This is a genomic window from Phenylobacterium sp. (assembly GCF_041916435.1).
Lineage (GTDB): Bacteria > Pseudomonadota > Alphaproteobacteria > Caulobacterales > Caulobacteraceae > Phenylobacterium.
In genome coordinates this window covers 223,535-249,279 of record NZ_JAYRZM010000006.1, presented here as the reverse complement: position 1 = coordinate 249,279, position 25,745 = coordinate 223,535, and the positions used below count along the sequence as shown (strand labels likewise).

General features: G+C 69.8%; 24 protein-coding genes. 9 read left to right on the top strand and 15 right to left on the bottom strand.

Annotated elements, in window-relative coordinates:
* Window positions 1-32 precede the first annotated feature (32 nt).
* A complete protein-coding gene (locus ACE3TA_RS18080; RefSeq protein WP_374575714.1) occupies window positions 33-728 on the bottom strand; it encodes a VOC family protein in 696 nt (231 codons plus the stop codon).
* Between the two features lie 34 nt (window positions 729-762).
* A complete protein-coding gene (locus ACE3TA_RS18075) occupies window positions 763-1,410 on the bottom strand; it encodes a TetR/AcrR family transcriptional regulator (RefSeq protein WP_374575713.1) in 648 nt (215 codons plus the stop codon).
* Window positions 1,411-1,493: 83 nt separating this feature from the next.
* On the opposite strand from ACE3TA_RS18075, the gene ACE3TA_RS18070 reads away from it, so the two are divergent.
* Window positions 1,494-2,645 carry an alpha/beta hydrolase family protein gene (locus ACE3TA_RS18070; protein ID WP_374575712.1) on the top strand — a complete coding sequence of 384 codons (1,152 nt, stop codon included), beginning with the start codon at window positions 1,494-1,496 and terminating at the stop codon, window positions 2,643-2,645.
* 134 nt (window positions 2,646-2,779) lie between these two features.
* The gene (locus ACE3TA_RS18065; RefSeq protein ID WP_374575711.1) at window positions 2,780-3,079 is read left to right on the top strand and encodes a UrcA family protein; all 300 of its coding nucleotides are present in this window, start codon (window positions 2,780-2,782) and stop codon (window positions 3,077-3,079) included.
* Window positions 3,080-3,187: 108 nt separating this feature from the next.
* Here ACE3TA_RS18065 and ACE3TA_RS18060 read toward each other — a convergent pair whose 3' ends face one another.
* From ACE3TA_RS18060 to ACE3TA_RS18030, 7 genes are all read right to left on the bottom strand, one after another.
* The gene (locus tag ACE3TA_RS18060; RefSeq protein ID WP_374575710.1) at window positions 3,188-3,958 is read right to left on the bottom strand and encodes a DUF169 domain-containing protein; all 771 of its coding nucleotides are present in this window, start codon (window positions 3,956-3,958) and stop codon (window positions 3,188-3,190) included.
* 76 nt (window positions 3,959-4,034) lie between these two features.
* Window positions 4,035-5,483 (bottom strand): arylsulfotransferase family protein, encoded by a 1,449-nt coding sequence (locus ACE3TA_RS18055; RefSeq protein WP_374575709.1) that lies wholly within the window; start codon window positions 5,481-5,483, stop codon window positions 4,035-4,037.
* A gap of 14 nt (window positions 5,484-5,497) precedes the next feature.
* Window positions 5,498-6,577 carry a sulfotransferase gene (locus ACE3TA_RS18050; RefSeq protein ID WP_374575708.1) on the bottom strand — a complete coding sequence of 360 codons (1,080 nt, stop codon included), beginning with the start codon at window positions 6,575-6,577 and terminating at the stop codon, window positions 5,498-5,500.
* Window positions 6,574-6,960 (bottom strand): hypothetical protein, encoded by a 387-nt coding sequence (locus tag ACE3TA_RS18045; protein ID WP_374575707.1) that lies wholly within the window; start codon window positions 6,958-6,960, stop codon window positions 6,574-6,576. The genes ACE3TA_RS18050 and ACE3TA_RS18045 overlap by 4 nt, the downstream gene beginning before the upstream one ends.
* Window positions 6,957-7,211, bottom strand: a complete 255-nt coding sequence (locus ACE3TA_RS18040; RefSeq protein ID WP_374575706.1) for a hypothetical protein — start codon at window positions 7,209-7,211, stop codon at window positions 6,957-6,959. The genes ACE3TA_RS18045 and ACE3TA_RS18040 overlap by 4 nt, the downstream gene beginning before the upstream one ends.
* Before the next feature lie 276 nt (window positions 7,212-7,487).
* On the bottom strand, window positions 7,488-8,600 hold the full coding sequence (locus tag ACE3TA_RS18035; protein WP_374575705.1) for a hypothetical protein: 1,113 nt from the start codon (window positions 8,598-8,600) through the stop codon (window positions 7,488-7,490).
* Between the two features lie 179 nt (window positions 8,601-8,779).
* Window positions 8,780-9,694 (bottom strand): SMP-30/gluconolactonase/LRE family protein, encoded by a 915-nt coding sequence (locus ACE3TA_RS18030; RefSeq protein ID WP_374575704.1) that lies wholly within the window; start codon window positions 9,692-9,694, stop codon window positions 8,780-8,782.
* A 165-nt stretch (window positions 9,695-9,859) separates the two neighbouring features.
* Between ACE3TA_RS18030 and ACE3TA_RS18025 the strand changes: the two genes are divergently transcribed.
* Window positions 9,860-11,398: a long-chain-fatty-acid--CoA ligase gene (locus ACE3TA_RS18025; RefSeq protein ID WP_374575703.1), complete on the top strand. Its 1,539-nt coding sequence runs from the start codon at window positions 9,860-9,862 to the stop codon at window positions 11,396-11,398.
* Window positions 11,399-11,402: 4 nt separating this feature from the next.
* Here the strand turns inward: ACE3TA_RS18025 and ACE3TA_RS18020 are convergent, their stop codons facing one another.
* Genes ACE3TA_RS18020 through ACE3TA_RS18010 form a run of 3 tightly spaced genes read right to left on the bottom strand, consistent with a single transcriptional unit; the run spans window position 11,403 to window position 13,678 of the window.
* On the bottom strand, window positions 11,403-12,497 hold the full coding sequence (locus ACE3TA_RS18020) for a 12-oxophytodienoate reductase (protein ID WP_374575702.1): 1,095 nt from the start codon (window positions 12,495-12,497) through the stop codon (window positions 11,403-11,405).
* 1 nt (window position 12,498) lies between these two features.
* Window positions 12,499-13,149 (bottom strand): carboxymuconolactone decarboxylase family protein, encoded by a 651-nt coding sequence (locus ACE3TA_RS18015; protein ID WP_374575701.1) that lies wholly within the window; start codon window positions 13,147-13,149, stop codon window positions 12,499-12,501.
* 4 nt (window positions 13,150-13,153) lie between these two features.
* Window positions 13,154-13,678: a VOC family protein gene (locus ACE3TA_RS18010; RefSeq protein WP_374575700.1), complete on the bottom strand. Its 525-nt coding sequence runs from the start codon at window positions 13,676-13,678 to the stop codon at window positions 13,154-13,156.
* Window positions 13,679-13,839: 161 nt separating this feature from the next.
* Here ACE3TA_RS18010 and ACE3TA_RS18005 point away from each other — a divergent pair, with 161 nt between their 5' ends.
* The 5 genes from ACE3TA_RS18005 (at window position 13,840) to alaS (ending at window position 21,464) form a co-directional block, all read left to right on the top strand.
* Entirely contained in the window at window positions 13,840-14,295 is a 456-nt protein-coding gene (locus ACE3TA_RS18005) for a MarR family winged helix-turn-helix transcriptional regulator (RefSeq protein WP_374575699.1), read from the top strand.
* Between the two features lie 54 nt (window positions 14,296-14,349).
* Complete coding sequence (locus ACE3TA_RS18000) at window positions 14,350-14,769, top strand: SRPBCC family protein (RefSeq protein WP_374575698.1); 420 nt, start codon at window positions 14,350-14,352, stop codon at window positions 14,767-14,769.
* A gap of 117 nt (window positions 14,770-14,886) precedes the next feature.
* Window positions 14,887-17,073 (top strand): TonB-dependent receptor, encoded by a 2,187-nt coding sequence (locus ACE3TA_RS17995; RefSeq protein ID WP_374575697.1) that lies wholly within the window; start codon window positions 14,887-14,889, stop codon window positions 17,071-17,073.
* Window positions 17,074-17,468: 395 nt separating this feature from the next.
* Window positions 17,469-18,539 (top strand): recombinase RecA, encoded by a 1,071-nt coding sequence (recA, locus tag ACE3TA_RS17990; protein ID WP_374575696.1) that lies wholly within the window; start codon window positions 17,469-17,471, stop codon window positions 18,537-18,539.
* A gap of 285 nt (window positions 18,540-18,824) precedes the next feature.
* Window positions 18,825-21,464 carry an alanine--tRNA ligase gene (gene alaS / locus ACE3TA_RS17985; RefSeq protein ID WP_374575695.1) on the top strand — a complete coding sequence of 880 codons (2,640 nt, stop codon included), beginning with the start codon at window positions 18,825-18,827 and terminating at the stop codon, window positions 21,462-21,464.
* A gap of 13 nt (window positions 21,465-21,477) precedes the next feature.
* Here the strand turns inward: alaS and ACE3TA_RS17980 are convergent, their stop codons facing one another.
* From ACE3TA_RS17980 to bla, 3 genes are all read right to left on the bottom strand, one after another.
* The gene (locus ACE3TA_RS17980) at window positions 21,478-22,398 is read right to left on the bottom strand and encodes an AEC family transporter (protein ID WP_374575694.1); all 921 of its coding nucleotides are present in this window, start codon (window positions 22,396-22,398) and stop codon (window positions 21,478-21,480) included.
* Between the two features lie 59 nt (window positions 22,399-22,457).
* A complete protein-coding gene (locus ACE3TA_RS17975) occupies window positions 22,458-23,675 on the bottom strand; it encodes an NADP-dependent isocitrate dehydrogenase (protein ID WP_374575693.1) in 1,218 nt (405 codons plus the stop codon).
* Window positions 23,676-23,868: 193 nt separating this feature from the next.
* On the bottom strand, window positions 23,869-24,762 hold the full coding sequence (gene bla / locus ACE3TA_RS17970) for a class A beta-lactamase (protein ID WP_374575692.1): 894 nt from the start codon (window positions 24,760-24,762) through the stop codon (window positions 23,869-23,871).
* Between the two features lie 98 nt (window positions 24,763-24,860).
* On the opposite strand from bla, the gene ACE3TA_RS17965 reads away from it, so the two are divergent.
* Window positions 24,861-25,736, top strand: a complete 876-nt coding sequence (locus tag ACE3TA_RS17965) for a LysR family transcriptional regulator (protein ID WP_374575691.1) — start codon at window positions 24,861-24,863, stop codon at window positions 25,734-25,736.
* Window positions 25,737-25,745 lie beyond the last annotated feature (9 nt).

The window sequence follows — 25,745 nt, the reverse complement described above, 5'->3', positions numbered from 1 at the left end:
TGGCGAGGCGCCTCAACCATCGGGCGGCGTCGTCAGGCCGGCGTCTTGGCCTTGACCGGCGGCTCGGCGTAGGAGGCGCCGGCCGTCATCGCCTCGTCGGGGATCGCCAGCATCTTCAGATAGACCTCCTTGGGATAGGTCATGTGCGGCTTGGCCGGGTCGTAGGGCGGCTGCGGAACGGGGCTGGGCCCCGCATAGTCGGCCGGCGCGCGGAAGCGGGCCGCCTCGGCCTCGGAGATGCCGGCCTTCTCCAGCACCGCCGGGTCGATCCACAGGTCCGGGTCCACCGGCGCGTCGGAGGTGGCGACCTCCAGGGTCATCTGGTCGGGGCCGGCGAAGTAGATCGACTTGCACATGCCGTGGTCGATCGGGCCGATCACGTTGACGCCGTGGCTGCGGATGCGGTCGCGCATGGCGATCAGGTCGGCTTCGCTGTCCACGCCGAACGCCAGGTGCTGCAGCGTGCCGGCCGCGCTCGCGCCGCCGCCGGTGCCGGCGTGGGTGTGGCCCACGACGATCGGCGCGTCGGCCACGGCGGGCGTCTGCACGATCGAGAAGTAGGAGTGGTCGTTCATCTTCAGGAAGGCGTGCAAGGCGCCGGGCACGCCGTGCATGTCGAAGATCGCCACCAGCGGACAGCCCATGACCTCCGAGAAGAAGGCGATGTGCTTCTTGATGTCCGTGGCCATGAACGCCAGATGGTGGACGCCTGTGGGGTGTTGGGACATGGGCTTCCTCCGCGGCCGGGCCTTGCGCCGGCTTCTAGGTCTTCGGCTGGGTCAGAAGGCCGCCCAGCAGGCCGTCGATGATCATCTCTTCGTGGGCCGCCCGCACCGCCGGGTCGTCGGCGTCCAGGCCGAACGTCAGCGCCATCATCGGGCGAAGGTTTATCACGCCGACCCCGCCGGCCTGCAGGCTGATGACCAGCATCTCCGGCGGGAAGGGCTTCAGGTCGCCGGCGGCGATGGCCGCCCGCGCCAGGTCGGCGAGGCGGCGGTTGCGCGGGCCGGTCAGGTGCGCGTCCAGCCACGCCAGGCGCTCGCCGCCGGCCATGCCCTCCAGCGCCACGATGCGGCCGAGCGCCGGATGCTCCCAGCTCACCTTCAGGAACATGCGCAGCGCCATGCGCAGTTGGACGATCGCCGGGGCGTCGGCGGCGGCCTCCAGCAGGCGCTCCTCCTCGGCGATCACCGCGCGCAGCTCCAGCATGGCCGCGCGCCAGAGCTGGGCCTTGTCCTGGAAGTGGTAGTGCAGCGCCGGCTGGGAGACGCCGGCGGCGGCGGCGATGTCAGCCATGGTGGCGCGCTCGAACCCCAGGCGCGAGAACAGCTCCAGCGCCGCGGCGCGGATGCGCGCGGCGGTCCGCACGCCCTTTCCGGCGGTCAGGATCGCGGCGTCCGGCTTCGCCATTCTTGACTTTGCTCCCAGGTTTCCTGATTCAGTAATCAGAAAATGGCTCGCGGGCAAGCCGGGGGCGGGACGGGGAGGTTGCGATGAACGTGGTGCGCGAGCCCTATGGCTACACCTACAAGGAGACCAGCCGGCTGAAGGAGGTCTACGGCGGCCCGACCGGCCAGGTCTTCGTCGAGTGCATGCGCATCCGCCCCGAGACCGGCGAGTCCAAGACCGTGATCCTGTTCAGCCATCCGATCGGCGGCGGCTCGTTCCTGCCGCTGGTCACCGCGCTCGCCCGCGCCGGCCGGCACGTGATCTACTGCAACACCCGCTACCGCGGGAACGACAGCGCCCTGATCCTGGAAAAGTGCCTGCTGGACCTCGGCGCCTGCGTGGCCGACCTGAAGAAGCGCTTCGGCTACGAGAAGGTGGTGCTGGGCGGTTGGTCCGGGGGCGGCTCGCTATCGTTGTTCTATCAGGACCAGGCCGAGCATCCGACCATCACCGAGACCCCGGCGGGCGATCCCGTCGACCTGGTCGGGGCGGGGCTGCAGCCGGCCGACGGGATCATGCTGCTCGCCGCCCACATCAGCCGCTCAGTCACCCTGACCGAATGGACCGACCCCTCGATCCTCGACGAGGACAAGCCCTTCGAGCGGGACGTGGAGCTGAACATCTACGACCCGGACTGCCCGAACCGGCCGCCCTATTCGGACGACTTCGTCGCCCGCTTCCGCCAGGCCCAGATCGAGCGCAACCGGCGCATCACCGCCCGCGTGAAGCAGACCCTGGCCGAGCTGAAGGCCGCCGGCGATCCGGACATGGAGCGCGCCTTCGTCGTCCACGGCACCATGTGCGACGTGCGCTGGACCGACCCGGCCCAGGACCCCTCCGACCGGCGCCCCGACACCTGCTATCTCGGCGATCCGCGGGTGGCCAACGAGGGGCCGGTGGGCCTGGCCCGCTTCACCACCCTGCGCTCGTGGCTGTCGCAATGGAGCTACGACGAAAGCCGGGCCAACGGGGTGAAGAACGCCGCGCGGATCTCCTGCCCGGTGCTGGTGATCAACAACACCGCCGACCTCGCCTGCACGCCCAGCCACGCCGCGCGTCTGTTCGAGGCGACAGCCTCCGCCGACAAGGCCTACGTCGATATCAAGGACGCCGACCACTACTACATCGAACGGCCCGACCTCCTGCCCGCGGCGGTGAAGGCGGTGGGCGGCTGGCTCGACGCGCACGGGTTCTGAGCCCCGCCGCCTTCGTTCCTTGGCGGAACTCGCGCCGGCCCGGCGCGCTTCCTATATCGCTAGGGTCGCGGACACCCAGGCGCCGTCAGAGCGCCCGCCGCGACGCACAACGATGAAGACCAGGGAAAACGCCTATGTTCCAAATTCTTGCATCCGCGCTTGCGGCGCTCGCCGCGAGCGCCGCCGCGCCGTCCGCGACGCCCCAGGAGGGCTATCGCACCGAGGCCGTGCAGATCGGCGACCTCGACCTCGCCAAGCCGGACGACCAGGTTCGCCTCGACCGCAGGCTGGACCGGGCGGCCATGGAGGTGTGCGGCGTCTATCAGGGCAGCCTGCGCGAGCTGAAACTCGTGGTGCGCCAGTCCGCGTGCTATCGCGACGCGCTGGCCGAGGCGAAGGCCTCGCTGCCGGTCCGGCCGATGGCGGCCCGCTGACCCGCGCCCGGAGCGAAATCCGTTTCGATCGAAGCGGATTTCGCTCGAGACTCTCTTGAATTCAAAGCGCCTTCCGCCGCAGCGGACGCCGGTTCGGTGGAAGGCGCCCTAGCCCCGCTCGCCGTAACTCACCGCCATGCCGGCGCGCACGTCCTGCTGCACGCCGTACTGCGGGAAGGGGTAGCGGAAGCCGTTCTTGGCCAGGGCCTTCATGCCCTCGATGGCGCGCACGAAGTATTCGGGCGGGGCGGCCATCAGCATCTCGTCGTCCTCCACCCCGCCGTAGCGGCGCTCGGCGAAGCAGGGGATCGACAGGCTGGGCGTCCTGGTGGTCAGCGCCCGGCCCCAACTGTCGGCGCAGGCGCTCTCGCCCACCACGCCCCAGTCGAACTTCCGATAGCCCGACCACTGCAGGCCGTTGATGAAATAGATCATCGCGCCCGGCGTCGCGTAGAACAGGGCGATGTCCGGCGGGTCCAGCCGCCCGCTCGCCAGCGGCCCCACCGCCAGGGCCTCGTAGCGGCCGTCCGGCACGCAGTGCATCGCCGCCTGGTGGGCCGCGGCATCCTCGGAGGTCTTGAACCACACCCCCTTCATGTGCTCGCCCGAGCGCCAGCCGTCGGTCTTCGCGCCGCCCAGGCCCACCACCGCGCGGCACTGGGCGCCCACCAGGTCCTCGGCGGTGATCCCCACGGTCCAGCCGAGCCGCGAGGCCTGGCCCACCACCTGGTCGAGGGTGTGCACCGCGCTCGGCCGGCGGATGCGCTCGATCGCCTCCATCTCGGCGCGGTCCTCGAACAGCTTCATGGCGAAGATGTTCGTGCGCAGCTTCAGAAGCCGCTCCAGCTCGCCGGCCACGGCGGCCCAGTCATGTCCCATCGCTTCCTCCCGTTTTCCGGCGATTGCGCCGGCGGGCGGGCGCCCAAGTCAAGGGCGCGAGGTCGGAAGCGCGGTCTCAGGGCTTGGCGGCGAAGATCGAAACGTCCGGCACGTAGTAGGCGCCGTAGGCCAGGAAGTCGGCGGTCTTCGCCTTGGCCTTCTTGCCGGTGAGCTTCGGATAGCCGGTGATGTCGAAGCTCTTGTGCATCATCCACAGCGGATCGCCGGTCTTCAGGTCGATCTCGATGATGTCGCCCTGCTCGCCGGAGGCCACCAGCGCCCGCCCGCCGTCGGGCGAGACGTCGATCCGGCCGCGCTCGGCGGCGAAGAACGGGCCGTCCGGCAACTGCGCCTTGCTGCGCGGGAACACGGTTTCGGTCGCGCCGGTGTCCAGGTTGACGCGCACGATGCGCGTGCCGCCCAGCTCGCGCTCGCCGCCGCGGTTGTCGAAGGCCAGCACCGTGCCGGCCGGCTCGAAGACGGCGCTGTGCTGGGCGGCCGTGCGCCCGGTCACGATCCGCTTCACCGCGCCGGTCTGGCCGTCGAGCACCAGGATCGTGCTTTCCTCGCGCACCGAGACCAGGAGGTCGCCGGGGTTGACGCCGTCCAGGCGGCTGGCCGCCTGCGGGCTGGTCACCTCCACAGAGTTGACGTGATAGGGGTCGCAGTCGTCGCGCACGCTGTAGAACAGGCCCGGATAGCCGGCGTTCAGGATCACGTCCTGCATCGGGAAGTCGTGCTCGACCGCGCCGTCGGGCGAATAGACCCGCACGCTGTCGTTCAGCATCTTGTCGCCTTCGCACCGCACGTCGACGGCGGTGGTCCCGAAATACTTCAGATCGCCGCGCACGGTGGTGGCGGGCGAGTAGATCCGCCCGTCGGGGCCGACGCTCAGGAAGTGGTTGGCGCTGTCGAAGTGCTTCCACAGGATGCGCCCGTTGCGGTCGACGCGCACGACGCCCACCTCGTAGGGGTACATGTTGCGGCCGTGCAGGGCGGCCACCAGCCCGCCGTCCGGCGTCAGCGCCACGCCGATCGGATAGACGTTCTCGGCGATCTGGCTGGGCGGAAAGCCCATGCCGAAGCCGGTCAGGCCGTCGGTCAGGGCCTTCAGGTCCACTTCCCACGAATGGATGATCCGGCCCTGGCGGTCCTGCACCCAGGCCATGCAGCCGAAGCGGGGGCAGCGCTCGAGGTTCTGGTAGGGCCCGCCGGTGACGAGGATGGCCTCGTCGCCGGCCTTGGGGCTGAGGACGGTGATCTTGGGGCGGGGCGGGGCCGCGTCGTCGGCCTCGGCGGCGGCCATCAGCGTGTCGTCGTCGCGGTGGCGCAGGGCGTCGAACGCGCGCGCGGCCTCATGGATCACCGGGTAGGGGAAGATCTTGAAGCGCTGCACGACCACGCCGAAGCAGAACGCCAGGAACAGGACCGACACGGCGAACGCCGCCAGCGAGACATCGATCTTCGGGCCGCCGGGCCGCTTGGCCGGCGTCTGTGTTTCGTCTTGGGTCGGACGTTCCGCCACGACGCGCTCCTGAACTATGCGGCTCGCGAACGGGCCGCCTGCTGCAACTGGTCATGCAAGCCCCGCGCCTGATCGGCGAGGGCCGCGTCGAACAACTCGGGGCGGGCCGTGGACGGACGGTTGCGGATCTTGCCGGCGGCTTCGTCGAAGGCGCCCGGCTCCAGCTCCAGGCGCGCGCCGATCGCCCCGAGCCAGGTCTTCGGCGCCTCGCACAGGGCGTCGTAGTCCACCAGCATCACCCGCTCGGCGTGCTCGCGCAGGATGTGGCCGTAGGCGGCGATCCAGTAGCGCAGCCAGAAATCCGGCTGGGTCGCGTCGAAGGCGCCGGGCGCCAGCCAGCCGTCGAAGTCGATCGGCTTCAGGTTCGCGCCGAAATCGAAGTGGCCGACGCCGGCCATGTATTCGCGCGAGAACCTGTCCTTGGCGTGCAGCGACAGGAAGTTCAGGTGCTGGTGATGCAGCGAGCCGGCGTGGCTCAGCGGTTCGCGGAATGGCACGATGAAGGCGGCGTCGGGGATCGCCTTCGCCAGCCAGCCGAGACGGGCGATGTTGCCGTTGTTCTTGGAGATGTAGCGCGGCGGCCGCGCGGGATCGGTCGCGCCCAGGGCGGCGATCTTGGCCATGTGCCGCTGGAAGAACGCCTTGAACGCCGCGCCGTCCTCCGTCGTCCACGGGACGATGCGGTCGGCCTTGTAGTGGTTGGGCCAGAACGCCTTCCAGAGCATCTCCTCGAAGGCTTCGGGGCTGTCGGCGCTCACCATCATGCCGTCGCCGTGCGCCCGTTCGCGCGGGGCGTCGTCGCGCTGGAACCGGCCCGAGAACCGGCGCCACAGCAGGGGCGTGAACAGGAACGGCATGTGCCGGTAGGTGTGGGTGGCGAAGTCCGGCCGCTCCGCGCACAGGTCCAGCAAGAGGGTCGTGCCCGCCCGGGGCAGGGCGGCGATGAACACCGGCCGGTCGGCGCGCGCGGCGCCGGAGACCTTGGCGAAGGCCTCGTCGTCGGCCTCGGCGTAGTCGATCTGCAGCCGCGGCGTGGCGAACGCCAGCCGATGGAGCAGCCGCTCGGTGAACGAGTAGCGGTTCTCGAAGCTCACGACGTCTTCGACTTGATCAGGAAGAAGCTGGCGGCCGAGGCCACGCAGGCGGCCGCGATCATCGGCCAGGAGACCATCGCCTCCATCGCCTCATGGAAGGAGATCGCGCCCAGCCGGTCGGCCGCCCACAGCACCGCCCCGGGGACGGCGAGCGCGGCGAGGCTGCGCAGGGCGATCTGCAGGAACGCGCCGAACAGATGCAGCGAGGCGGTCTGGGCGGCCCGCTCCTTCTCGTCGTCCGACAGCTTGGGATCGTTCAGCGCGTTCATGGATTCGCGCGCGGCTTCGCTCGCCAGGCGCGCGTGCCCGATCACGCCGAAGGTCTGCAACAGCACGGCGAACGCCACGATCGCCGCGAACGCCGCGATATAGGCCGCGATCATCGCGGCGCCGTGACGTCGCCTTCGCGCTGGCGGGTGGAGCCGGACATCCGGCGGATCAGCCGGCGGATGGGGAACCAGACAAACCCGACAACGGCCATGAATCCGGCGCCGATCAGACTGAGCAGCGCGCCGATCGCGGCGAGCCCGGAGCCGGGCCCCATGTAGGCTTCGGCCGCGCCCGGAACCATGGTCGCCGCCAGCCAGGCGCCGACCAGCGCGACGCCGACAAAGCGGTTGAACACAAACGCCATCGTCGATGACTCCTCGATGATGTCCCCACAGAAATCGGGGCTACCTTTTCATCGTTAGGGGCCAGTTTTAGCGCGCGCAACAAGTCTCGCCCAAGAAATGAAAATTAAAGCAAGTAAAGTTAATGTAACAAACTTGATACAATCAGTCATTCGCAAAAACACGCAGCGCGGGATTGGCGTGAGACTACACGCATGCGGCGGCTTGCGACGCTATTGAGCTTGAAGAATTTACGGATTTCGCCGCGGATTCCAACCGTCGACAGTCGGGCGAACGCCCTAATCAGCCACCATCAGGCTGTTTTCGAAGTCGGCCAGCAGATCCATCAGCTCATGGACGCCGATGCGGGAACGCGCGCCGTTGGGGAAACGGAAAGTCCAGAAGCTGATGATGTGGTGCACGGCGCCCAGCCGCTGGCCGAGATCGAAGAACAGTCTGGGCGCGCGCAGCAGGAAGTTGCGGAACGCCTGCGGCTCGCCGCGGCGGGTCAGGCTGTCGTAGGCGTCGTCGTAGATCGCCAGGGTCCTGCGCACCGTCTCGCAGGCGCGGATGATCCCCTGCGAGAGCATCGAGCGGATCCGGTAGACGTATTCCCGCTCCTCCAGGCTCGACGGGCCGAACGGGCGCACGGCCTCGATCTGGTCGGCGACCGGCTTGATGCGGGGCAGCAGGTCGTTGAGGGTCCATTTGTAGTAGATGAACCCCATCCAGCTGAACATGCCTTCCGAGAACTCGTCGACGCCCATGCCCAGGCCCAGGCGCAGGGGTTCGAGGTCGGAGACGCCGGCGTTGGTCAGCACCTTCGCCGCCAGCTTGCTCGACTTCTCGCCCAGCCGCGCCTCGACGTCGGCGAAGGTGAGGGTGATCAGCGGATCGAGCTCGCGGCGCAGGAAGTCGAAGATCCGCCGGTGGTCGGCCTCCGAGAGGTCGAAGTAGCAGCGGTCGGGCTCGAAGCCGTCGCGCTTGAGCCGCTCGCGCATCAGGAACGGGTCCAGCGAGGGCAGCTCGTCGAGGACGTCCAGCAGCGCCTGGTCGCGGCGGTCCGCGTCCGGCCTGGAGGTGCCGATCTCCGTGAGGAGGGACTCGTAGCCGCGCTGGTTGACGAAGAACGAGCGCCCGCCGGCCCGCAGGTTGGTCGGATCGATGGGCAGGATCACCTTGGTCGCGTCGCCGCGGCCGTGGCCGAAGGCGTCCAGTTCGTCCTGCCTGAGGCGGTGCTTGAGGATGATGGCCCGGTTGAGCACGGGGTTGGTGAAGAACGGGCGGGCGCCGTAGCCCGCCGTCAGGCCGTCCTTGCCGTGCTTCTCCCAGACCGAGAGCAGGTTGAGCGCGCGCGTGGTCGAAGCGCTGTGCCGCAGGTGCGAAAGGCTGCGGACTTCCCGAAACGACATACGCACCTCTAGCGAGCGCCCGGCGCGGTGAAACCGCGCCGGCCGGCCCCAACCGCACATCGTGATTCTGACGGTGGAGTGCACCTATCACGAGAGCAGCGGCGGCGGCTTAACCATTTTGCACGCGCCATGTCTTTTTTCGCCGGCGCCCGGATTTCGGCGCTGGCGAAGGCGCGGTCTCAGGAAAAGGCCAGCTCGAGGCCGGGGCGCGGCCAGGCGGCGCGGTACAGCCGCCCGCTGCCCGAAGCGGTGATCCAGGCGGTGCGCAGGTCCGGCCCGCCGAAGCAGATGTTCGTCACGATGACCTCGCCGGGGATGCGCACGTGCTCATGCGCGCCGTCCGGGTCGATGACGGTGATCCCGCCGTCCGGCCCGCCGGCGACGCAGACCTTGCCGCCCGCCTCGACGGCCAGGCTGTCGATCATCTGGTGGCCGGGCAGGGTGACGACCAGGCGGCCGGGCGCCCAGGGCAGGGGCGAGGGGGCGAGCTCTCCGGGCCCGGTCACCTCCATCGCCCAGAGCCGGCCGGTGTAGGTCTCGGCGACGTAGAGCACCGTCCCGTCCGGCGACAGGCCCACGCCGTTGGGGCCGAACATGCCGCCGCGCACGCGGCGCAGGCTCTTGCCGTCGACGCCGGCGTAGAACAGCCAGCCCTGGTCGCGGGACCACTCGTCGTGCTTGCCCAGGTCGGTGAACCAGAACCCGCCGTGGCGGTCGAAGACGATGTCGTTGGGGCCGCGCAGCGGCCGGCCGTCGCAGGCGTCGTAGAGCGTGCTCACCGAGCCGTCGGTCAGGTCGACGCGCTGGATCGAGCCGCTGACGTAGTCCGCCGGCGCATGTCCCGGCACGGCCAGGTCCGGCGCGACGTCGGCGAACTCCAGCCCCCCGTTGTTGCAGACATATAGCGCCCCGTCCGGGCCGACCGCCGCGCCGTTCGGACCGCCGCCGAGCTCGGCGACGACGGTCTTGGCCCCGTCCGGCGACACCCGGACCAGGCGGCCCGACCGGATCTCCACCACCAGCACGGAACCGTCGGCCATCGCCGCCGGCCCCTCCGGAAAAGCAAGGCCGTCCGCGGCCAACTGGAACTCCATGGCGCCCTCCCAGCGTGTCGGAGCTGTCGCCGACGAGCTCCGAAATCATCAACTAGGTTGACGAATGTCAATGCCTGGCCGAAGGTCCCCGCAAGCGGACGCGCTAGACGACGCCCCAGGGGAGGACGAATTGACCGATCGCTGTTCCACCGTGGCCGCGCGCCCATGCGCCTGACCCAGACCCTTACGCGGGCGGTGCTGGTCCGGCCCGACGCGACGGCGACCATCGACGGCGATCGCGTGCGCACCTGGCGTCAGGTGCACGACCGCGTGCGGCGGCTTTCCGGAGCGCTGCGCGGACTGGGCGTGAAGGCGGGCGACCGGGTCGCCGTCCTGGCGAACAACTGCGACGCCTACTACGAGGCCTATTTCGCCATCCTGTGGAGCGGCGCCTGCATCGTGCCGCTGAACACGCGCCTGGCGCCGGCCGAGACCCGGTTCCAGCTCCAGGACGCCGGGGCCAGCGTGCTCTTCTTCGGCGAGGAGTTCGCCGCCGTCGCCGCCGAGCTGAAGCCGCAGCTTGCGCAGATCGGCGCCTGGATCGGCATGGACGGGCCGGGCGAGCCCGCCGACCACGCCTTCGAAGCCCTGATCGCCGGGGCCGAGCCGGCCGACGAGATCGAGCGCGAAGCCGAGGATCTGGCCGGCATCTTCTACACCGGCGGCACCACCGGCCTGCCCAAGGGGGTGATGCTGACGCACCGCTCGCTCACGGCGATGGCGGTGAACCTGACCATGTCGCTGAAGGTCGACGAGACCATCGTCAACCTGCACTCCGCGCCGATGTTCCACTTGGCCGACATCGGCACCTTCATGGCCACCATGGTCGGCGGAACCCACGTGTTCGTGCGCCGGCTGGACGAGAACGTGATGCTCGACCTGATCGAGCGCTGGGGCATCACCCACATCTTCACGGTGCCGGCGATCATCGACCGGCTGGCGCGCCACCCCCGCGCGGCCGTCGCCCGCAAGCTGAAGATCCTCGGCTACGGCGGCGCGCCGATGCCGATGGGCACCTACGACGTCGCCCGCGCGGCGTTCCCGGAGGTCGACTTCGTGCAGGGCTTCGGCATGACCGAGATGGGCGCGCACACCTTCCTGGAGGCCAAGCATCACCGGCCGGGCGCCGACCCGGAGAAGATGAAGTCGGTGGGCCAGCCGGCCTACGGCTACGAGATCAAGGTGGTCGATCCCGAGGGGAACGAGGTCCCGCGCCGCACGCTGGGCGAGATCATCGGGCGCGGCGACAACATGATGATCGGCTACTGGAACCGCCCGGAGGAGACGGCCAGGGCCCTGCGGGGCGGCTGGATGTGGTCGGGCGACGCCGGCTTCATGGACGAGGAGGGCTTCGTCTACATCACCGACCGGCTGAAGGACATGATCGTCAGCGGCGGCGAGAACGTCTACTCGATCGAGGTGGAGAACGTGGTCTCGCGCCATCCGGCGGTGGTCGAGTGCGCGGTGATCGGCGTGCCCGACGACAAGTGGGGCGAGCGGGTCCACGCCGTGGTCGTGCTCAAGCCCGGCGAGGCGCTGGAGCTGGGCGCGCTGGCCGCCCACTGCCGCGCCTCCATCGCCGGCTACAAGACCCCGCGCAGCCTTGAGGTGCTGGAGGCCCCGCTGCCGCGCAGCGCCGCCGGCAAGGTGCTGAAGACCGAGCTGCGCGCGCCCTGGTGGGAAGGCCGCGAGCGCAAGGTCTAGCGGCTCAGAGATCGACCCCGGCGAGCAGCATCTGCGGCGTGCAGGCGCTGCGCCGCGCGCCCCCGGCCACCCGCCGGGCCCAGTCGGCGTCCGCCAGCATGCCGCGGCCGACCGCGACCATGTCGAACTCGCCCTCGGCCAGGCGCTGCGCCAGAGCGTCCACCGGCTCGGGCTCGGCGGACCGGCCGGAGAAGGCGCCGATGAAGTCGCCCGCCATGCCGACGCCGCCGGCGACGATGGTTGGGACGCCCAGGGTCTTCTTCACCCAGCCGGCCAGGCTGAGCGGCGAGCCTTCGAACTCGGCCTCGTCCCAGCGCAGTTGCGAGACGTTGATCACGTCGACCCCGGCCTCGACGAACGGGGCGAGCCAGGCCTCCAGCTCGGCCGGCGTGCGGACGAGCCGCGCCGTCAGGTCGGCCGACTTCCATTGCGAGATGCGCATGAGGATGGCGAAGTCCGGCCCCACGGCGCGCCGCACGGCCTTCACCACCTCCAGCGGAAAGCGCGAGCGCTCCGCCAGGCTCGCTCCGCCCCAGCGGTCGTCCCGTAGGTTGGTGGCGGCCCACAGGAACTGGTCGAGCAGGTAGCCGTGGCCGGCGTGCACCTCCACGCCGTCGAAGCCCAGCCGCCGGGCGTCGGCCGCGGCGCGGGCGAAGGCGGCGATGGTCTCCTCGACGGCCGCCCCGTCCATGACGACGCCGCGTTCGATCCCCGGCGCCTGCAGGCCCGAGGGGCTCTCGAACGGCGCGGACGGACGCCAGCGCTGGCCCGGCTTGGCGGTGGCGCCGCAATGCCAGAGCTGCGGCGCGATCGCCCCGCCCGCGTCGTGGACGGTGGCGATCACGGCCGGCCAGCTCTCCAGCGCCGGGCCGTGCAGCTTCACCGACGTGGGATCGTTGCCCGCCGCCGGCCGGTCGGGATTGACCCCCTCGGTCAGGATCAGGCCCGCGCCGCCCTCGACCCGCCGCCGGTAGAAGCCGGCCAGCGGCGCAGGGTCGCCGCCGGGGCTCGCCCACCGGGCCATGGAGGCCATGGCGATGCGGTTGGGCGTCCGCAGCGACCGGGCCGCGAACGGCCGGAACAGCGCCTCGGCGGCCACCTCAGCCGCCTTGCGGCTTGCGTCCGGTGTCCATGAAGTCGAGGGCGCTGAAGTCCTGCGGCGCGGCGACCTCGACGATCGGCTCGTCGCGGTCGTCGAACTCCAGGCGCAGGGCCCGGGTCATCACCGCGTGCATGTCGTAGAGGCAGGTGATGTAGGTTAGCTCCAGGATCTCCTCGTCAGACAGGAAGGTCTTGAGCTTGTCGAAGACCGCGTCCGGCGTGCGGCCGTTCTGCAGGGTCAGGCAGTCGGCGTAGGCCAGGACCGCGCGCTCCTTGTCGTCGAAGCAGTCGGCGACCTGCCAGTGCGGGATCGCGGCGATCTTCTCCTCGCTCACCTTAAGGCCGCGCAGCGACTTGCAGTGTTGGGAGAACACGAACTGGCTGGCCTTGTTGAAGCCGGCGCGGGTCTGGCCGAGCTCGCGCAGCGCCGGGTTCAGCTTGCGCTTGGGGCTGCGGTAGAAGCCGAAGCCCTGGACGGCGTGCTCCAGGCAGTCCGGCACCAGGGCGAACACGGTCCACCAGTCGCCGGGCGTGCCGGTGGCGGTGCCGGGTTCGGCCACCGGGTCGCGGTCGCCGAACAGGAGATCGTACATGCGCAGGCCGACGCCCTGGTCGACCTCGGCGCGGGGCACTTGGCGAAGACGAGGCATCGGCTCAGACCTCCACCGTCGCGCCCTTGGGCGTATGGCGCACGTCGCTCTCGTCGAAGGTCTTCGTGTTGCTGGCGAACTCCATCATGATCCCGTTCGGATCGGTGAAGTAGACCGAGCGCACGAACACGCCCTCGTGCAGCTCGCCGGTCACGCCGCTGGGGCTGTCATCATGGTTGACGATGATCGGCAGGTGCTCGACCCCGGCCGCCTTCAGCCGGGTCAGGCAGGCCGACAGCTCGCCGGGCGCCACGTCGAAGGCCACGTGGTTCATCGAGCCGACCGCGGTCTTGGAATCGGACGGGAAGTGGCGCACCGAGGCCACCCCCGGCGCGGCCGCCGGCGTTTCCGGCCACCAGAAGAACGCGATCGTCGCACCGCCGCCGCAGTCGAAGAAGAAGTGCTGGCCGCCGTCGGGCAGGGCCACCGTCTTCACCAGCGGCATGTCGAGGACCTCGGTGTAGAACTTCACCGTCTCCTCCATGTCGCGGCAGACCAGCGCGAGATGGTTGATGCCCGTCGTTCGCAATTGTCTTCTCCCGCCTATCGTCTTTGTGGTCGTTGGCGACACCCTAGGGGTTTCGCGATAATCGTCAACTAAACTGATGAAATCGAGGCCGCAGAACGCACGTTGACGCCAGGGCGGCTGCACCTACTGTGGACCTTCTGAATCCGGCCAGAAAGCGAGACATGATCGGCGCCGAAACCCTTATCGTTCCTCTCCTGCAGGCGTTCTTCTGGTTCGACGACGGGCTGCAGAGCTATCTGCAGGCGCAGGGCTGGCGCCAGGTGACGCGCTCTCAGTCGATGGTCATGGCCCATGTCGTGATCGGCGTCCACAAGCCCTCGGAGATCGCCCGCAGCCTCGGCATCAGCCGCCAGGCCGTGCACACCACGATCAACCAGATGGTCGAGATGGGCATGCTCGAGCTTCGCGACGACAACGACGACCGGCGGGCCAAGATCGTGGCCCTCACCGACCTCGGCCACGACATGCGCCAGGACGCCGATCGGGTGATGGCCGATCTCCAGGCCGAGCTGCGCCGCCGGATCGGCCGGCGCAACGTCGACAATCTGATCAAGGCCTTCTCCGCCGACTGGGGCGAGCCGGTCACCGACTGGCCGGCGACCGACAAGAAGCGTTGATCGGCGCCGCCGCCTCGGTCTATCGTCAATCCAATTGACAATAGGGAGGTCGGGTTGGAAGTCAGGCTCTCGCAGGAGTTCGACGCGCCGGCCGAGGCGGTCTGGAAGATCGTCGGCGCGTTCCACGGGCTTCACCGCTGGTTTCCCGGCGTCACCGCGTGCGACCGCGACGAGGCGGCCTGGGGCGAGGTGCGCCGCGCGGCGCTGGGCGCGCGCGTGACCCCCGAGCGGCTCGAACTCTACGACAACGCGGCCATGACCTGCGCCTGGAGCCTGGTCGACGCGCCGTTGCTCGGCGAGCACAGGTCGACGCTTTCGATCGCGCCGGTCGGCGAGGGCCGCTGCCGGGCCGACTGGGTGTTCTACGCCGATCCGAAGCCGCCCTTGGACGCTGAATTGATTTCGAAAAACACGGCCGCGATGTATGGCGGCGCGCTCGCCGCGGTCAGGGAGCACGTCGAGAAGTCGTCATAGGAACTGACGAAATTGCGCGCCGATATCGTCATATAGATTGACATATATCAATCCGCCGCCATCCTGCCCCCAAAGAGCCGCGAGCTCATTACGAACGAACATTGGGGGAGGATGTCGATGCGCCAGTTGGCGACGATCGGACTGTTGGCTTCGACGGCGAGCTTGGCCCTGACGGGCGCGGCGGCGGCCCAGGGAACGGCGGGCGCCGCCCAGGTCGAGGAAATCGTGGTCACCGCGCAGAAGCGCGAGCAGAACCTGCAGGACGTGCCGGTCGCCGTCTCCGCGTTCGGCGAGAACCAGCTCCAGGCCCAGGCCGTCGGCAACCTGACCGACCTGTCCGCTAAGGCCCCCAACGTGGTGCTGGCCCCGGTCGGGGCCTACCCCTACGCCAGCGCCTTCTTCATCCGCGGCCTGGGCTTCGCCGACGTCGAATCCACCTTTGAGCCCTCGGTGGGCGTGGAGATGAACGGCGTCTACCTGGCCCGCAACAGCGGCGCGCTTCAGGACTTCTTCGACGTCGCCTCGGTGGAGGTGCTGCGCGGCCCGCAGGGCACGCTCTACGGCCGCAACACCATCGGCGGCGTCGTCAGCGTGCGCACCAAGACGCCGGTTCCCGGCGATCCGATGAGCGGCGCGGTGCAGGCCACCATCGGCGACAACGGCCGCGAGGAAGGCCGCTTCGCCGTCAACGTGCCGCTCGGCGACATCTTCGCGGCGCGGGTGTCGATGCTCTACAAGAGCTACGACGGCTACAACCACAACGTCACGCTCAACCGCAAGGAGGGCGACAACGACGTCCATTCCGGCCGGCTCACCCTGGTGGCCAAGCCGAACGACGTGTTCAACGCGACCCTGGTGGCCGATTTCGACCAGGAGAAGGGCTCCGGCGCCTCGTTCCGCAACGCCTCGCTGCCGAGCCAGGTCTATTACAACTTCAGCCCGGACACCGGCTCGCCGGTCTATTCGGCGGCGGACCTGGCCAAGGCCAGCGACGTCTACAACGTCTACGGCGACACCCCGACCTCCGCGAAGATCGCCACCTGGGGCCTGGCCCTGACGATGAACTACGACCTCGGCTTCGGCCAGGTCACGTCGATCACCGGCTACCGGAAGTTCAAGGACAAGGTGCTGAGCGACTATGACGCCAGCCCGGTCAACTTCTTCTACGCCTTCCGCGACCAGACCCACGAGCAGTTCAGCCAGGAGCTGCGCCTGGCCGGCAAGACCGACCGCCTCGACTACGTGGTCGGCCTCTACTACCTCGACCAGAGCTACGACATCACCAACGCCCAGGGCGGGCTGATCTACGGCGGCGCCACGCCGGCCCAGGTCGCCGGCCAGAAGAACACCGGCTACGCCGTGTTCGGCCAGGCCGACTACAAGCTCACCGACGCCCTGACCCTGACCGCCGGCGGGCGCTGGAGCTACGAGAAGAAGGAATTCACCAACCAGCCGCTCTTCTACCCGGCCTCGATGACCTACAAGCACGACTGGGACAACTTCTCGCCCAAGCTCGGCGTGAACTATCAGTTCAATCCGCTGGTCATGGCCTATGCGAGCTGGTCGCGGGGCTTCCGCAGCGGCGGCTACAACGGCCGGGCGGCCTCCTACACCTCGGCCGGCCCGTACAACGCCGAGACCGTCGACAGCTTCGAGGCGGGGGTGAAGTCGGAGGTGTTCGACCGGCGTCTGCGCCTGAACGGGGCGGTGTTCTCCTCGATCTACAAGGACATGCAGACCGGCGCCCAGGGCCTGACCAGCGCCGGCGTCTACGAATCGATCGTCACCAACGCCGGCAAGGCCAAGATCAGCGGCGCCGAGGCCGAGGCGCTGTGGATCGTCGGCGGCGGCCTGCGGGTCAACGCCAACCTGGCCTACCTGGACGCGGCCTTCGAGGACAACTTCACCGACCTCACCAGCGACGGGGTGGACAATCCCACCGACAATTCCGACCTGCCGATGATCTATGCGCCGAAGTGGTCCGGCAGCCTCGGCTTCACCTGGACCCGCGACGTGGGCGTGGGTGACCTGACGCTCAACGCCAACGCCGTCTACACCGACGACATGTACACCTCCGGCGGGGTGATCAACCGCACCTCCGATGTGCAGGTGCGCAAGGCCAACACCCTCTACGACGCCACCGTCACCCTGGAGGGCGCCGCCGGCTGGAAGCTCGCCCTGTGGGGCAAGAACCTTACCGACGAGAAGGTGATCAACAACACCTTCGGCCTGGGCGCGCTCGGCGAACTGCGCATCTACCAGCCGCCCCGCACCTGGGGCCTGGAGCTCGGCTACAAGTTCTGACGGGGCCTCCCCGGAAACTTCCACGGCCGAGCCGCCCCGCGGATCCCCGCCGCAGGTGCGGGGAAGACAAGGCGGGATGGTCGAAGCGGCGCATCCCCCGGATGCTCCCCCTCTGGGGGAGCTGTCCCGAAGGGACTGAGGGGGACTTTGACTTAGGCCCCGCCTTGCAGTCCCCCACGCCGTCATCCTCCGGTCGGCCGAAGGCCGATCCGGGGGGCCCAAGCTGCGGCCCCGCCTGGATCGCCCGGACCCGCCGGGCGAAGACGCCGGCTAGAGCGCCCCGAAAAGAACATCTTGCGAACATGGAACAAACGGGGTACGCATGAATCAACGACGGGATGCGCCGCGGGCGGGCCGGTCGGGTTGGCGGAATCATGGGATAAGGGACGCTTCGGATGGGTCAGTCGGCGTTGAAGCTCGTGGCGAAAGAAGACGGTGATAAGCAGCGCGCTCTGGAAGCGGCGCTGGCGCAGATCGATCGGGCCTTCGGCAAGGGCTCGGTGATGAAGCTGGGTGACAAGGGCAAGGTCGTGGAGATCGAGTCCGTGCCCACCGGCTCGCTGGGGCTGGATCTGGCCCTGGGGATCGGCGGCCTGCCGAAGGGCCGCATCGTCGAGATCTACGGGCCGGAAAGCTCGGGCAAGACCACGCTCGCCCTGCACGTGGTGGCCGAGGTGCAGAAGGCCGGCGGCACCGCCGCCTTCGTCGACGCCGAGCACGCGCTCGATCCGGTCTACGCCCACAAGCTGGGGGTCAACCTCGACGACCTCTTGGTCTCCCAGCCGGACACCGGCGAACAGGCCCTGGAGATCACCGACACCCTGGTGCGCTCCGGCGCCATCGACGTGATCGTCATCGACTCGGTGGCCGCGCTCACCCCGCGCGCCGAGATCGAAGGGGAGATGGGCGACAGCCTGCCCGGCCTGCAGGCCCGCCTGATGAGCCAGGCGCTGCGCAAGCTCACCGCCTCGATCTCCAAGGCCAAGACCCTGGTGATCTTCATCAACCAGATCCGCATGAAGATCGGGGTGATGTACGGCAGCCCCGAAACCACCACCGGGGGCAACGCGCTGAAGTTCTACGCCTCGGTGCGCCTGGACATCCGCCGCACCGGCTCGGTCAAGCAGCGCGACGAGATCATCGGCAACAACGTCCGCGTGAAGGTGGTGAAGAACAAGGTCGCCCCGCCGTTCCGCGAGGTCGAGTTCGACATCATGTACGGCGAGGGGATCTCCAAGCTGGGCGAGATCATCGACCTGGGCGTCAAGGCCGGGGTGATCGAGAAGTCCGGCTCCTGGTTCTCCTACAACAGCCAGCGCATCGGCCAGGGCCGCGACAATGTCCGCGAGTTCCTCAAGGCCAACAAGGACCTGGCCGACGAGATCGAGAAGGCCGTGCGCGGCAACGCCGTGAAGATCGAAGAGGAGCTGCTCGTCGGCGGCCCCGAGGACGGCGACGAGGGCTGAGGCGCCGAGGGGCCGGCTCTCTGGGCCGCGCCCGCGCTGACCCCAAGCATTGGTCTTTGGGCGCCGTCTCTCCAGGCGGGGCGGCCCGCCAACCCGCCGCCTCGCCGCACGCGCCCCCACGCGGGCGCCTTGAAGACCGGTAAAGGACGCTCGGATCCCATCCGGGCGTCCTTTTTCTTTGCGCGGGGGCCCAAGTCCCGTAAACGGTCGCGGCCCGCGGCCGCGCTTGCGCAGGGCCGGACCGCACACCACGTCGCCTAAGACCTGACGAAGTTTCGAAATTCCATGCCGAGCCTCAACGACATCCGTTCCACCTTCCTGGGCTATTTCGAGAAGAACGATCACCTGATCGTGCCTTCCGCGCCCCTGGTGCCGCAGAACGATCCGACGCTGCTGTTCGTCAACGCCGGCATGGTGCCGTTCAAGAACTACTTCACCGGCGCGGAGACCCCGCCGGCCCCGCGCGCGGCCTCCTCGCAGAAATGCGTGCGCGCCGGCGGCAAGCACAACGACCTGGACAACGTCGGCTACACCGCCCGCCACCACACCTTCTTCGAGATGCTGGGCAACTTCTCGTTCGGCGACTACTTCAAGGAACGCGCGATCGAGCTGGCCTGGACGCTCCTGACCAAGGAGTTCCAGATCCCGGCCGAGAAGCTCACCGTCACCGTCTACCACACCGACGACGAGGCGGCGGACCTGTGGAAGAAGATCGCCGGCCTGTCGGACGGCAAGATCATCCGCATCCCGACCAGCGACAACTTCTGGTCCATGGGCGACACCGGCCCCTGCGGTCCGTGCTCGGAAATCTTCTACGACCACGGCGAGCATATCGCCGGCGGCCCGCCCGGCAGCCCGGACGAGGACGGCGACCGGTTCGTGGAGATCTGGAACCTGGTCTTCATGCAGTATGAGCAGTTCGCCGACGGCAAGCGCTCGGACCTGCCCAAACCCTCCATCGACACCGGCATGGGCCTTGAGCGCATCGCCGCGGTGCTGCAGGGCGTGCACGACAACTACGACGTCGACCTCTTCCGCACGCTGATCGAGGCCTCGCGCGCGCTCACCGGATCGGGCTCGAACGGGCCCTCGCACCGGGTGATCGCCGACCACCTGCGCTCGACCAGCTTCCTGATCGCCGACGGGGTCACCCCCTCCAACGAGGGCCGCGGCTACGTGCTGCGCCGGATCATGCGCCGGGCCATGCGCCACGCCCACCTCCTGGGCGCGGAGGAGCCGTTGATGCACCGCCTGGCGCCCGTGCTCGTCCAGGCCATGGGCGACGCCTATCCGGAGCTGCGCCGCGCCGAGCCGGTGATCGTGGAGACCCTGCGCCAGGAAGAGGAGCGCTTCCGCCGCACCCTGGGCCGCGGCATGGCCCTCTTGGACGATGCGACCGCCAACCTGGCGGCCGGCGGCGTCCTGCCCGGCGAGACCGCCTTCAAGCTCTACGACACCTACGGCTTCCCGCTGGACCTGACCCAGGACGCGGTGCGCGCCAAGGGCCTGACCGTCGACCTCGACGGCTTCGACGCGGCCATGCAGCGCCAGCGCGAACAGGCGCGCGAGGCCTGGACCGGCTCGGGCCAGCAGGCCCAGGCGGCCGAATGGTTCGCCATCCGCGACCGGCTCGGCCCGACCGAGTTCGTCGGCTACGACGCCATCGAGGCCGCCGGCGAACTCCTGGCCCTGGTGGCCGACGGCGCCGAGGTGGACAAGGCCGCGGCCGGCCAGGCGGTGCAGGCCGTCTTCGACCGCACCCCCTTCTACGCCGAGAGCGGCGGCCAGGCGGGCGACACCGGCGAGATCGAATGGCCTGGCGGCCGCGCGCGGGTGGTCGACACCCAGAAGCAGGCCGGCGACCTCTTCGTCCATCATCTCCAGATCCTGGAGGGCGAACTCGCCGACGGCGCGCGCGCGCGCCTGCTGGTCGACGCCGAGCGGCGCCGGACGACGCGGGCCAACCACTCGGCCGCCCACCTGCTGCACGCCGCGCTGCGCCATGTGCTTGGCCCCCACGTCGCCCAGAAGGGCCAGATGGTGGACGGCGAGCGGGTGCGCTTCGACTTCAGCCACGGCCAGCCGCTGACGCCGGACGAGATCGCCAGGATCGAGGCCGAGGTGAACGCGGTGATCCGCCAGAACCTGCCGTCCAAGACCGAGGAGATGGCGCCCCAGGCCGCCATCGAGGCCGGCGCCATGGCGCTGTTCGGCGAGAAGTACGGCGACACGGTGCGCGTGCTCACCCTGGGCCGGGCGCTGGACGGCGAGGGCGCCTATTCGGTGGAGCTGTGCGGCGGCACCCACGTGGGCCGCACCGGCGATATCGCCCTCTTCAAGATCGTCTCCGAGGGCGGCGTGGCCGCCGGCGTACGCCGCATCGAGGCCCTGACCGGCGAGGCCGCGCGCCTGTGGCTGCAGGAACAGGCTTCGGTCGCCAAGACCCTGGCCGACCAGTTCAAGGTTCCGGTTTCCGAGGTCGCCGGCCGTGTCGAGGCCCTGTCGGCGCAGACCCGCAAGCTCGAGAAGGAGCTGGCCGAGGCCAAGCGCCAGCTCGCCATGGGCGGCGGCGGCTCGGCCGGGGCGTCCGGTCCCGAAGAGGTGGGCGGCGTCCAGCTCATCGCCCGCGTCATGGACGGCGTCGGCGGCAAGGACCTGAGGCCCATCGCCGAGGAGTTCAAGAAGCAGCTCCCCGACGGGGTGATCGCGCTCGTGGGCGTGGCCGACGGCAAGGCCGCCGTGACCGTGGCCGTCACCGGCGCGGCCAAGGACAGGCTCAACGCCGCCGACCTCGCCAAGGCCGCCGTGATCGCCATGGGCGGCCAGGGCGCGGGCGGGCGTCCCGACTTCGCTCAGGGCGGCGCGCCGGACGGCTCCAAGGCCGCCGAGGGGCTGGCCGCGGTGAAGGCCGCGCTCGCCGGCTAGCGCCTTAGGCGGCTCAGCCGCCCAACAGGTGCGCCAGGACCGACAGGCTGGCCGCGCTGATCACCGTGCCGGCGATCACGGCCAGCGCCGCGCCGCGCGCGTGGATGTCGAAGACGCGGGTCTGGATGAAGACGTTCACCGCCGTCGGGCAGGCGGCCAGCAGCGTCAGGCTGGCGCGCACCGCCTCCGGCGCGCCGACCAGGCCCAGGCTCGTCCAGACCAGGGCGGGCGCGACCAGCAGCTTCAGCGCCAGCGTCAGCATCAGCGGGCCGGCGTCGTGCCGTTCGGGCTGGGACCACTCGCGGCCGATCAGCCCGCCCAGCGCCACCAGGGCCACCGGGCTCGCGGTCGCCGCCAGCCAGGTCAGCGGCCTGTCGATCGCCACGGGCAGGCGCGCCTGCAGCGCCGAGAGGGCGAGGCCGGTCGCCGCGCCGGCGACCGTGGGGTTCAGGAACACTCGCCGCAGGGCCATGCCGATCCGCCCGCCGGGCCGGCCGGTCTGCAGGATGGCGATCCCCGCCGCCATCAGCGCGATGAAGTCGACCGCCACGGCCGAGGCCGCCGGCGCGCGCACGGCCGGGCCGAAGATCGACACCGCCAGCGGCGCGCCCAGGAAGGCGGTGTTGCCGACGCCGGAGGTCATGGCCAGGCCCGCGCAGGCCTCGCGCCGGAAGGAGAGCAGTCTGCCGATGAACGGGGCGGCGGCCAGCACCACGCCCATGGTCAGGCCGTAGGCCAGGAGCGCGCGGGCCAGGGCCGGGTCGGGCGGCGGGGCGTCGCCCAGCCAGCGGATCAGCAGCGCCGGAAAGCCGATCCAGAAGGTGTAGGCCGAAAGCCAGCCGCCGCGCCGGGCGTTGAGCAGGCCGAAGCGGCCCGCCACGGCGCCGGCGGCGATCAGGGCGAAGAAGGGCGCGATGCGCAGCAGAAGATCCAAGGCGAGGCGCGCCCCCGCCGGACGGCCGATCCGCCGCCCGGGTCAAGTCAAAGCAGGGCTCAGGCCGAGGCCAGGGCCTTTTCCAGGTTGGCGGCCACCTTGTCGATGAAGCCCTCGGTGGTGAGCCAGCCTTGGGTGTCGCCGACCAGCAGCGCCAGGTCCTTGGTCATCGAGCCGGACTCGACGGTGGACACGCAGACCTTCTCCAGGGTGTCGGAGAACTTGGCCAGCTCCTCGTTGCCGTCGAGCTTGGCGCGGAAGCCCAGGCCCTGGGTCCAGGCGAAGATCGAGGCGATGGAGTTGGTCGAGGTCTGCTCGCCGCGCTGGTGCTGGCGGTAGTGGCGGGTGACGGTGCCGTGGGCGGCCTCGGCCTCCATGGTCTTGCCGTCGGGGGTGAGCAGCACCGAGGTCATCAGGCCCAGCGAGCCGAAGCCTTGGGCGACCTGGTCGGACTGCACGTCGCCGTCGTAGTTCTTGCAGGCCCAGATGAAGGCGCCGGACCACTTCAGGGCCGAGGCCACCATGTCGTCGATCAGGCGGTGCTCGTAGGTGATGCCGGCGGCCTTGAACCTCTCGACGAACTCGGCCTCGTAGAGCTCGGCGAAGATGTCCTTGAAGCGGCCGTCGTAGGCCTTGAGGATCGTGTTCTTGGTCGACAGGTAGACCGGGTACTGGCGCTGCAGGGCGTAGTTCAGGCAGGCCCGGGCGAAGTCGCGGATCGAGTCGTCCAGGTTGTACATGGCCATGGCGACGCCGGAGCCCGGATAGTCGAACACCTCGTGCTCGATCACCTGGCCGTCCTTGCCTTCCCACTTGATGGTCATCTTGCCGGGGCCGGGGACCAGGAAGTCGGTGGCGCGGTACTGGTCGCCGAAGGCGTGGCGGCCGACGATGATCGGCTGGGTCCAGCCCGGGATCAGCCGCGGCACGTTCTTGCAGATGATCGGCTCGCGGAAGACGACGCCGCCCAGGATGTTGCGGATGGTGCCGTTCGGCGACTTCCACATCTTCTTGAGCTTGAACTCCTCGACGCGGGCCTCGTCCGGGGTGATCGTCGCGCACTTGATGCCGACGCCGTGCTTCTTGATCGCGTTGGCCGCGTCGATGGTGACCTGGTCGTCCGTCGCGTCCCGATGCTCGATGCCGAGGTCGTAGTAGTCGATCTTGAGGTCCAGGAACGGGAGGATGAGCTTGTCCTTGATCATCTTCCAGATGATCCGGGTCATCTCGTCCCCGTCGATATCGACGACAGGGTTGGCGACTTTGATCTTGGCCATGAGGGCGAGGCGCTCCGCGGGCGATTAGGAGGGTTGAGGCCGTATAGCCGGCCTAGCGCCCGCGGCAAAGGCCACGGGGCGTCAACTTGGCCGCAGGCGGGGAGATTTCCCCCGCACGAACAAGCTTCGCCGTGATTGGCGTCAGCGCCGCCCGCCGCGGGGGCGAGCCGCCGGGCCGGCGCCCAAACCGGCGTTACGCCAGGGATTCGGCGGCGATCTTCCCGACTTCGGCGAGAATCGCGTCGCGGGCCTTGCCGTCGGGCGTGGCGCGCGTGAGGAAAGCGGTGATGACCGCGGTGCGCCCGTCGGGCCGCCAGACCAGCGCCACGTCGTTGGAGGTGCCGGCCTTGTCGGCGCTGGTGCCGGTCTTGTCGCCCACGCGCCAGCCGGCGGGCAGGCCGGCGCGCAGCCGCGCCCCGCCGGTCTGGCAGGCCACCATCCAGCCGGCCAGGATCGCCCGTGATTCGTCGCTGAGCGCGCGGCGCAGCACCAGGCTGCGCAGGGTCTCGGCCATGGCGTCGGGGGTGGTGGTGTCGCGCGGATCGCCCGGAATGGCGGTGTTGAGCTCCGGCTCCCAGCGGTCCAGGCGCGTGGTCGCATCGCCGATGGAACGAAGCCAGGCGGTCAGGCCCTTGGGCCCGCCGATCTGCTTGAGGACGAGGTTGGCGGCGGTGTTGTCGCTGAGGGTGACGGCCGCCTCGCAGAGCTCGCCGAGCGTCATGCCGGCGCCGGCGTGGGGCTTGGTGGCCGGGGAGTAGAAGATCAGCTCGGAGGCGTCGTAGGCGATTCGCCGGCCGAGGGTCTCTTGGCCTCCGTCCACGCGGGCGAGCACGCAAGCGGCGGCCAGCACCTTGAAGGCGCTGCACATGGGAAACCGCTCCTGCGAGCGGTGGCGCAGGCGAAGGCCGCCGCCGGTGTCGATGATGCTCACGCCCAGGCGTCCGCCGCTCCTGGCCTCCAGCGACTGCAGGCGCCTGGAAAGGACGGCCGGGTCGGGCTTGGCCCGGGCCAGGCCGGCTGCCGCCGACAGGCCCGCGGCGAGGCCCGCGCCGGCCAGGGCCAGGATCATCTCGCGCCGTTCGATCATGTGCTCGCCTCCATCGCGGGGCCAAGCTGAGGCCGACTTCGATTTGGCGCAAACGATGATAGCTTGCGCCTTACCCTAGAAAATTTTGGGCTTCGCCGATGTCCCGCCGCCAGCTTCCGCTCAACGCCCTGCGCGCCTTCGAGGCCTCGGCCCGGCACCTGAGCTTCACCCGCGCGGGGCTGGAGCTGTCGGTCACCCAGGCGGCGGTGAGCCACCAGGTGAAGGGGTTGGAGGCGCGGCTGGGCGTGACCCTGTTCCGCCGCCTGCCGCGCGGGCTGGCGCTCACCGACGAGGGCCAGGCCCTCTTGCCGGTGCTGGGCGAAGCTTTCGAGCGGCTGGAGGAGGCGGTCGAGCGGTTCGAGGGCGGGCGCATGCGCGAGGTGCTGGCCGTCGGCGCGGTGGGCACCTTCGCGATCGGCTGGCTGATGCCCAGGCTCGAGCGGTTCGAGGCGGCCCACCCGTTCGTCGACCTTCGGCTCTCGACCAACAACAACCGGGCCGATCTGGCGGGGGAGGGGCTGGCCTGCGCGATCCGCTTCGGCGACGGCGCCTGGCACGGCACCGAGGCGGTCCACCTGTTCGACGCGCCGCTGACGGTGCTGGCCGCGCCGGCCCTGGCGCGCCGGCTGACGCGGCCGGCGGACCTGGCCGCAGAGGTGCTGCTGCGCTCCTATCGGGCCGACGACTGGCCGAGCTGGTTCGCCGCCGCCGGCGCGCCGTGCCCGACGTTGCGCGGGCCGGTGTTCGATTCCTCGGTGCTGATGGCCGAGGCCGCCGCGCAGGGGGCGGGGGCGGCCCTGGCGCCGCCGGTGATGTTCGAGCGCGACCTGGCGAGCGGCCGGCTTGTCCAGCCGTTCGCGACCACGGCCGGCAAGGGCGGCTACTGGCTCACCTGGCTGAAATCGCGCGCGCCGAGCCCGGCGCTGGGCGCGTTCCGGGCCTGGCTGGAGGCGGAAGCGGCGAGGACCGCCTAGGGCCGAGCG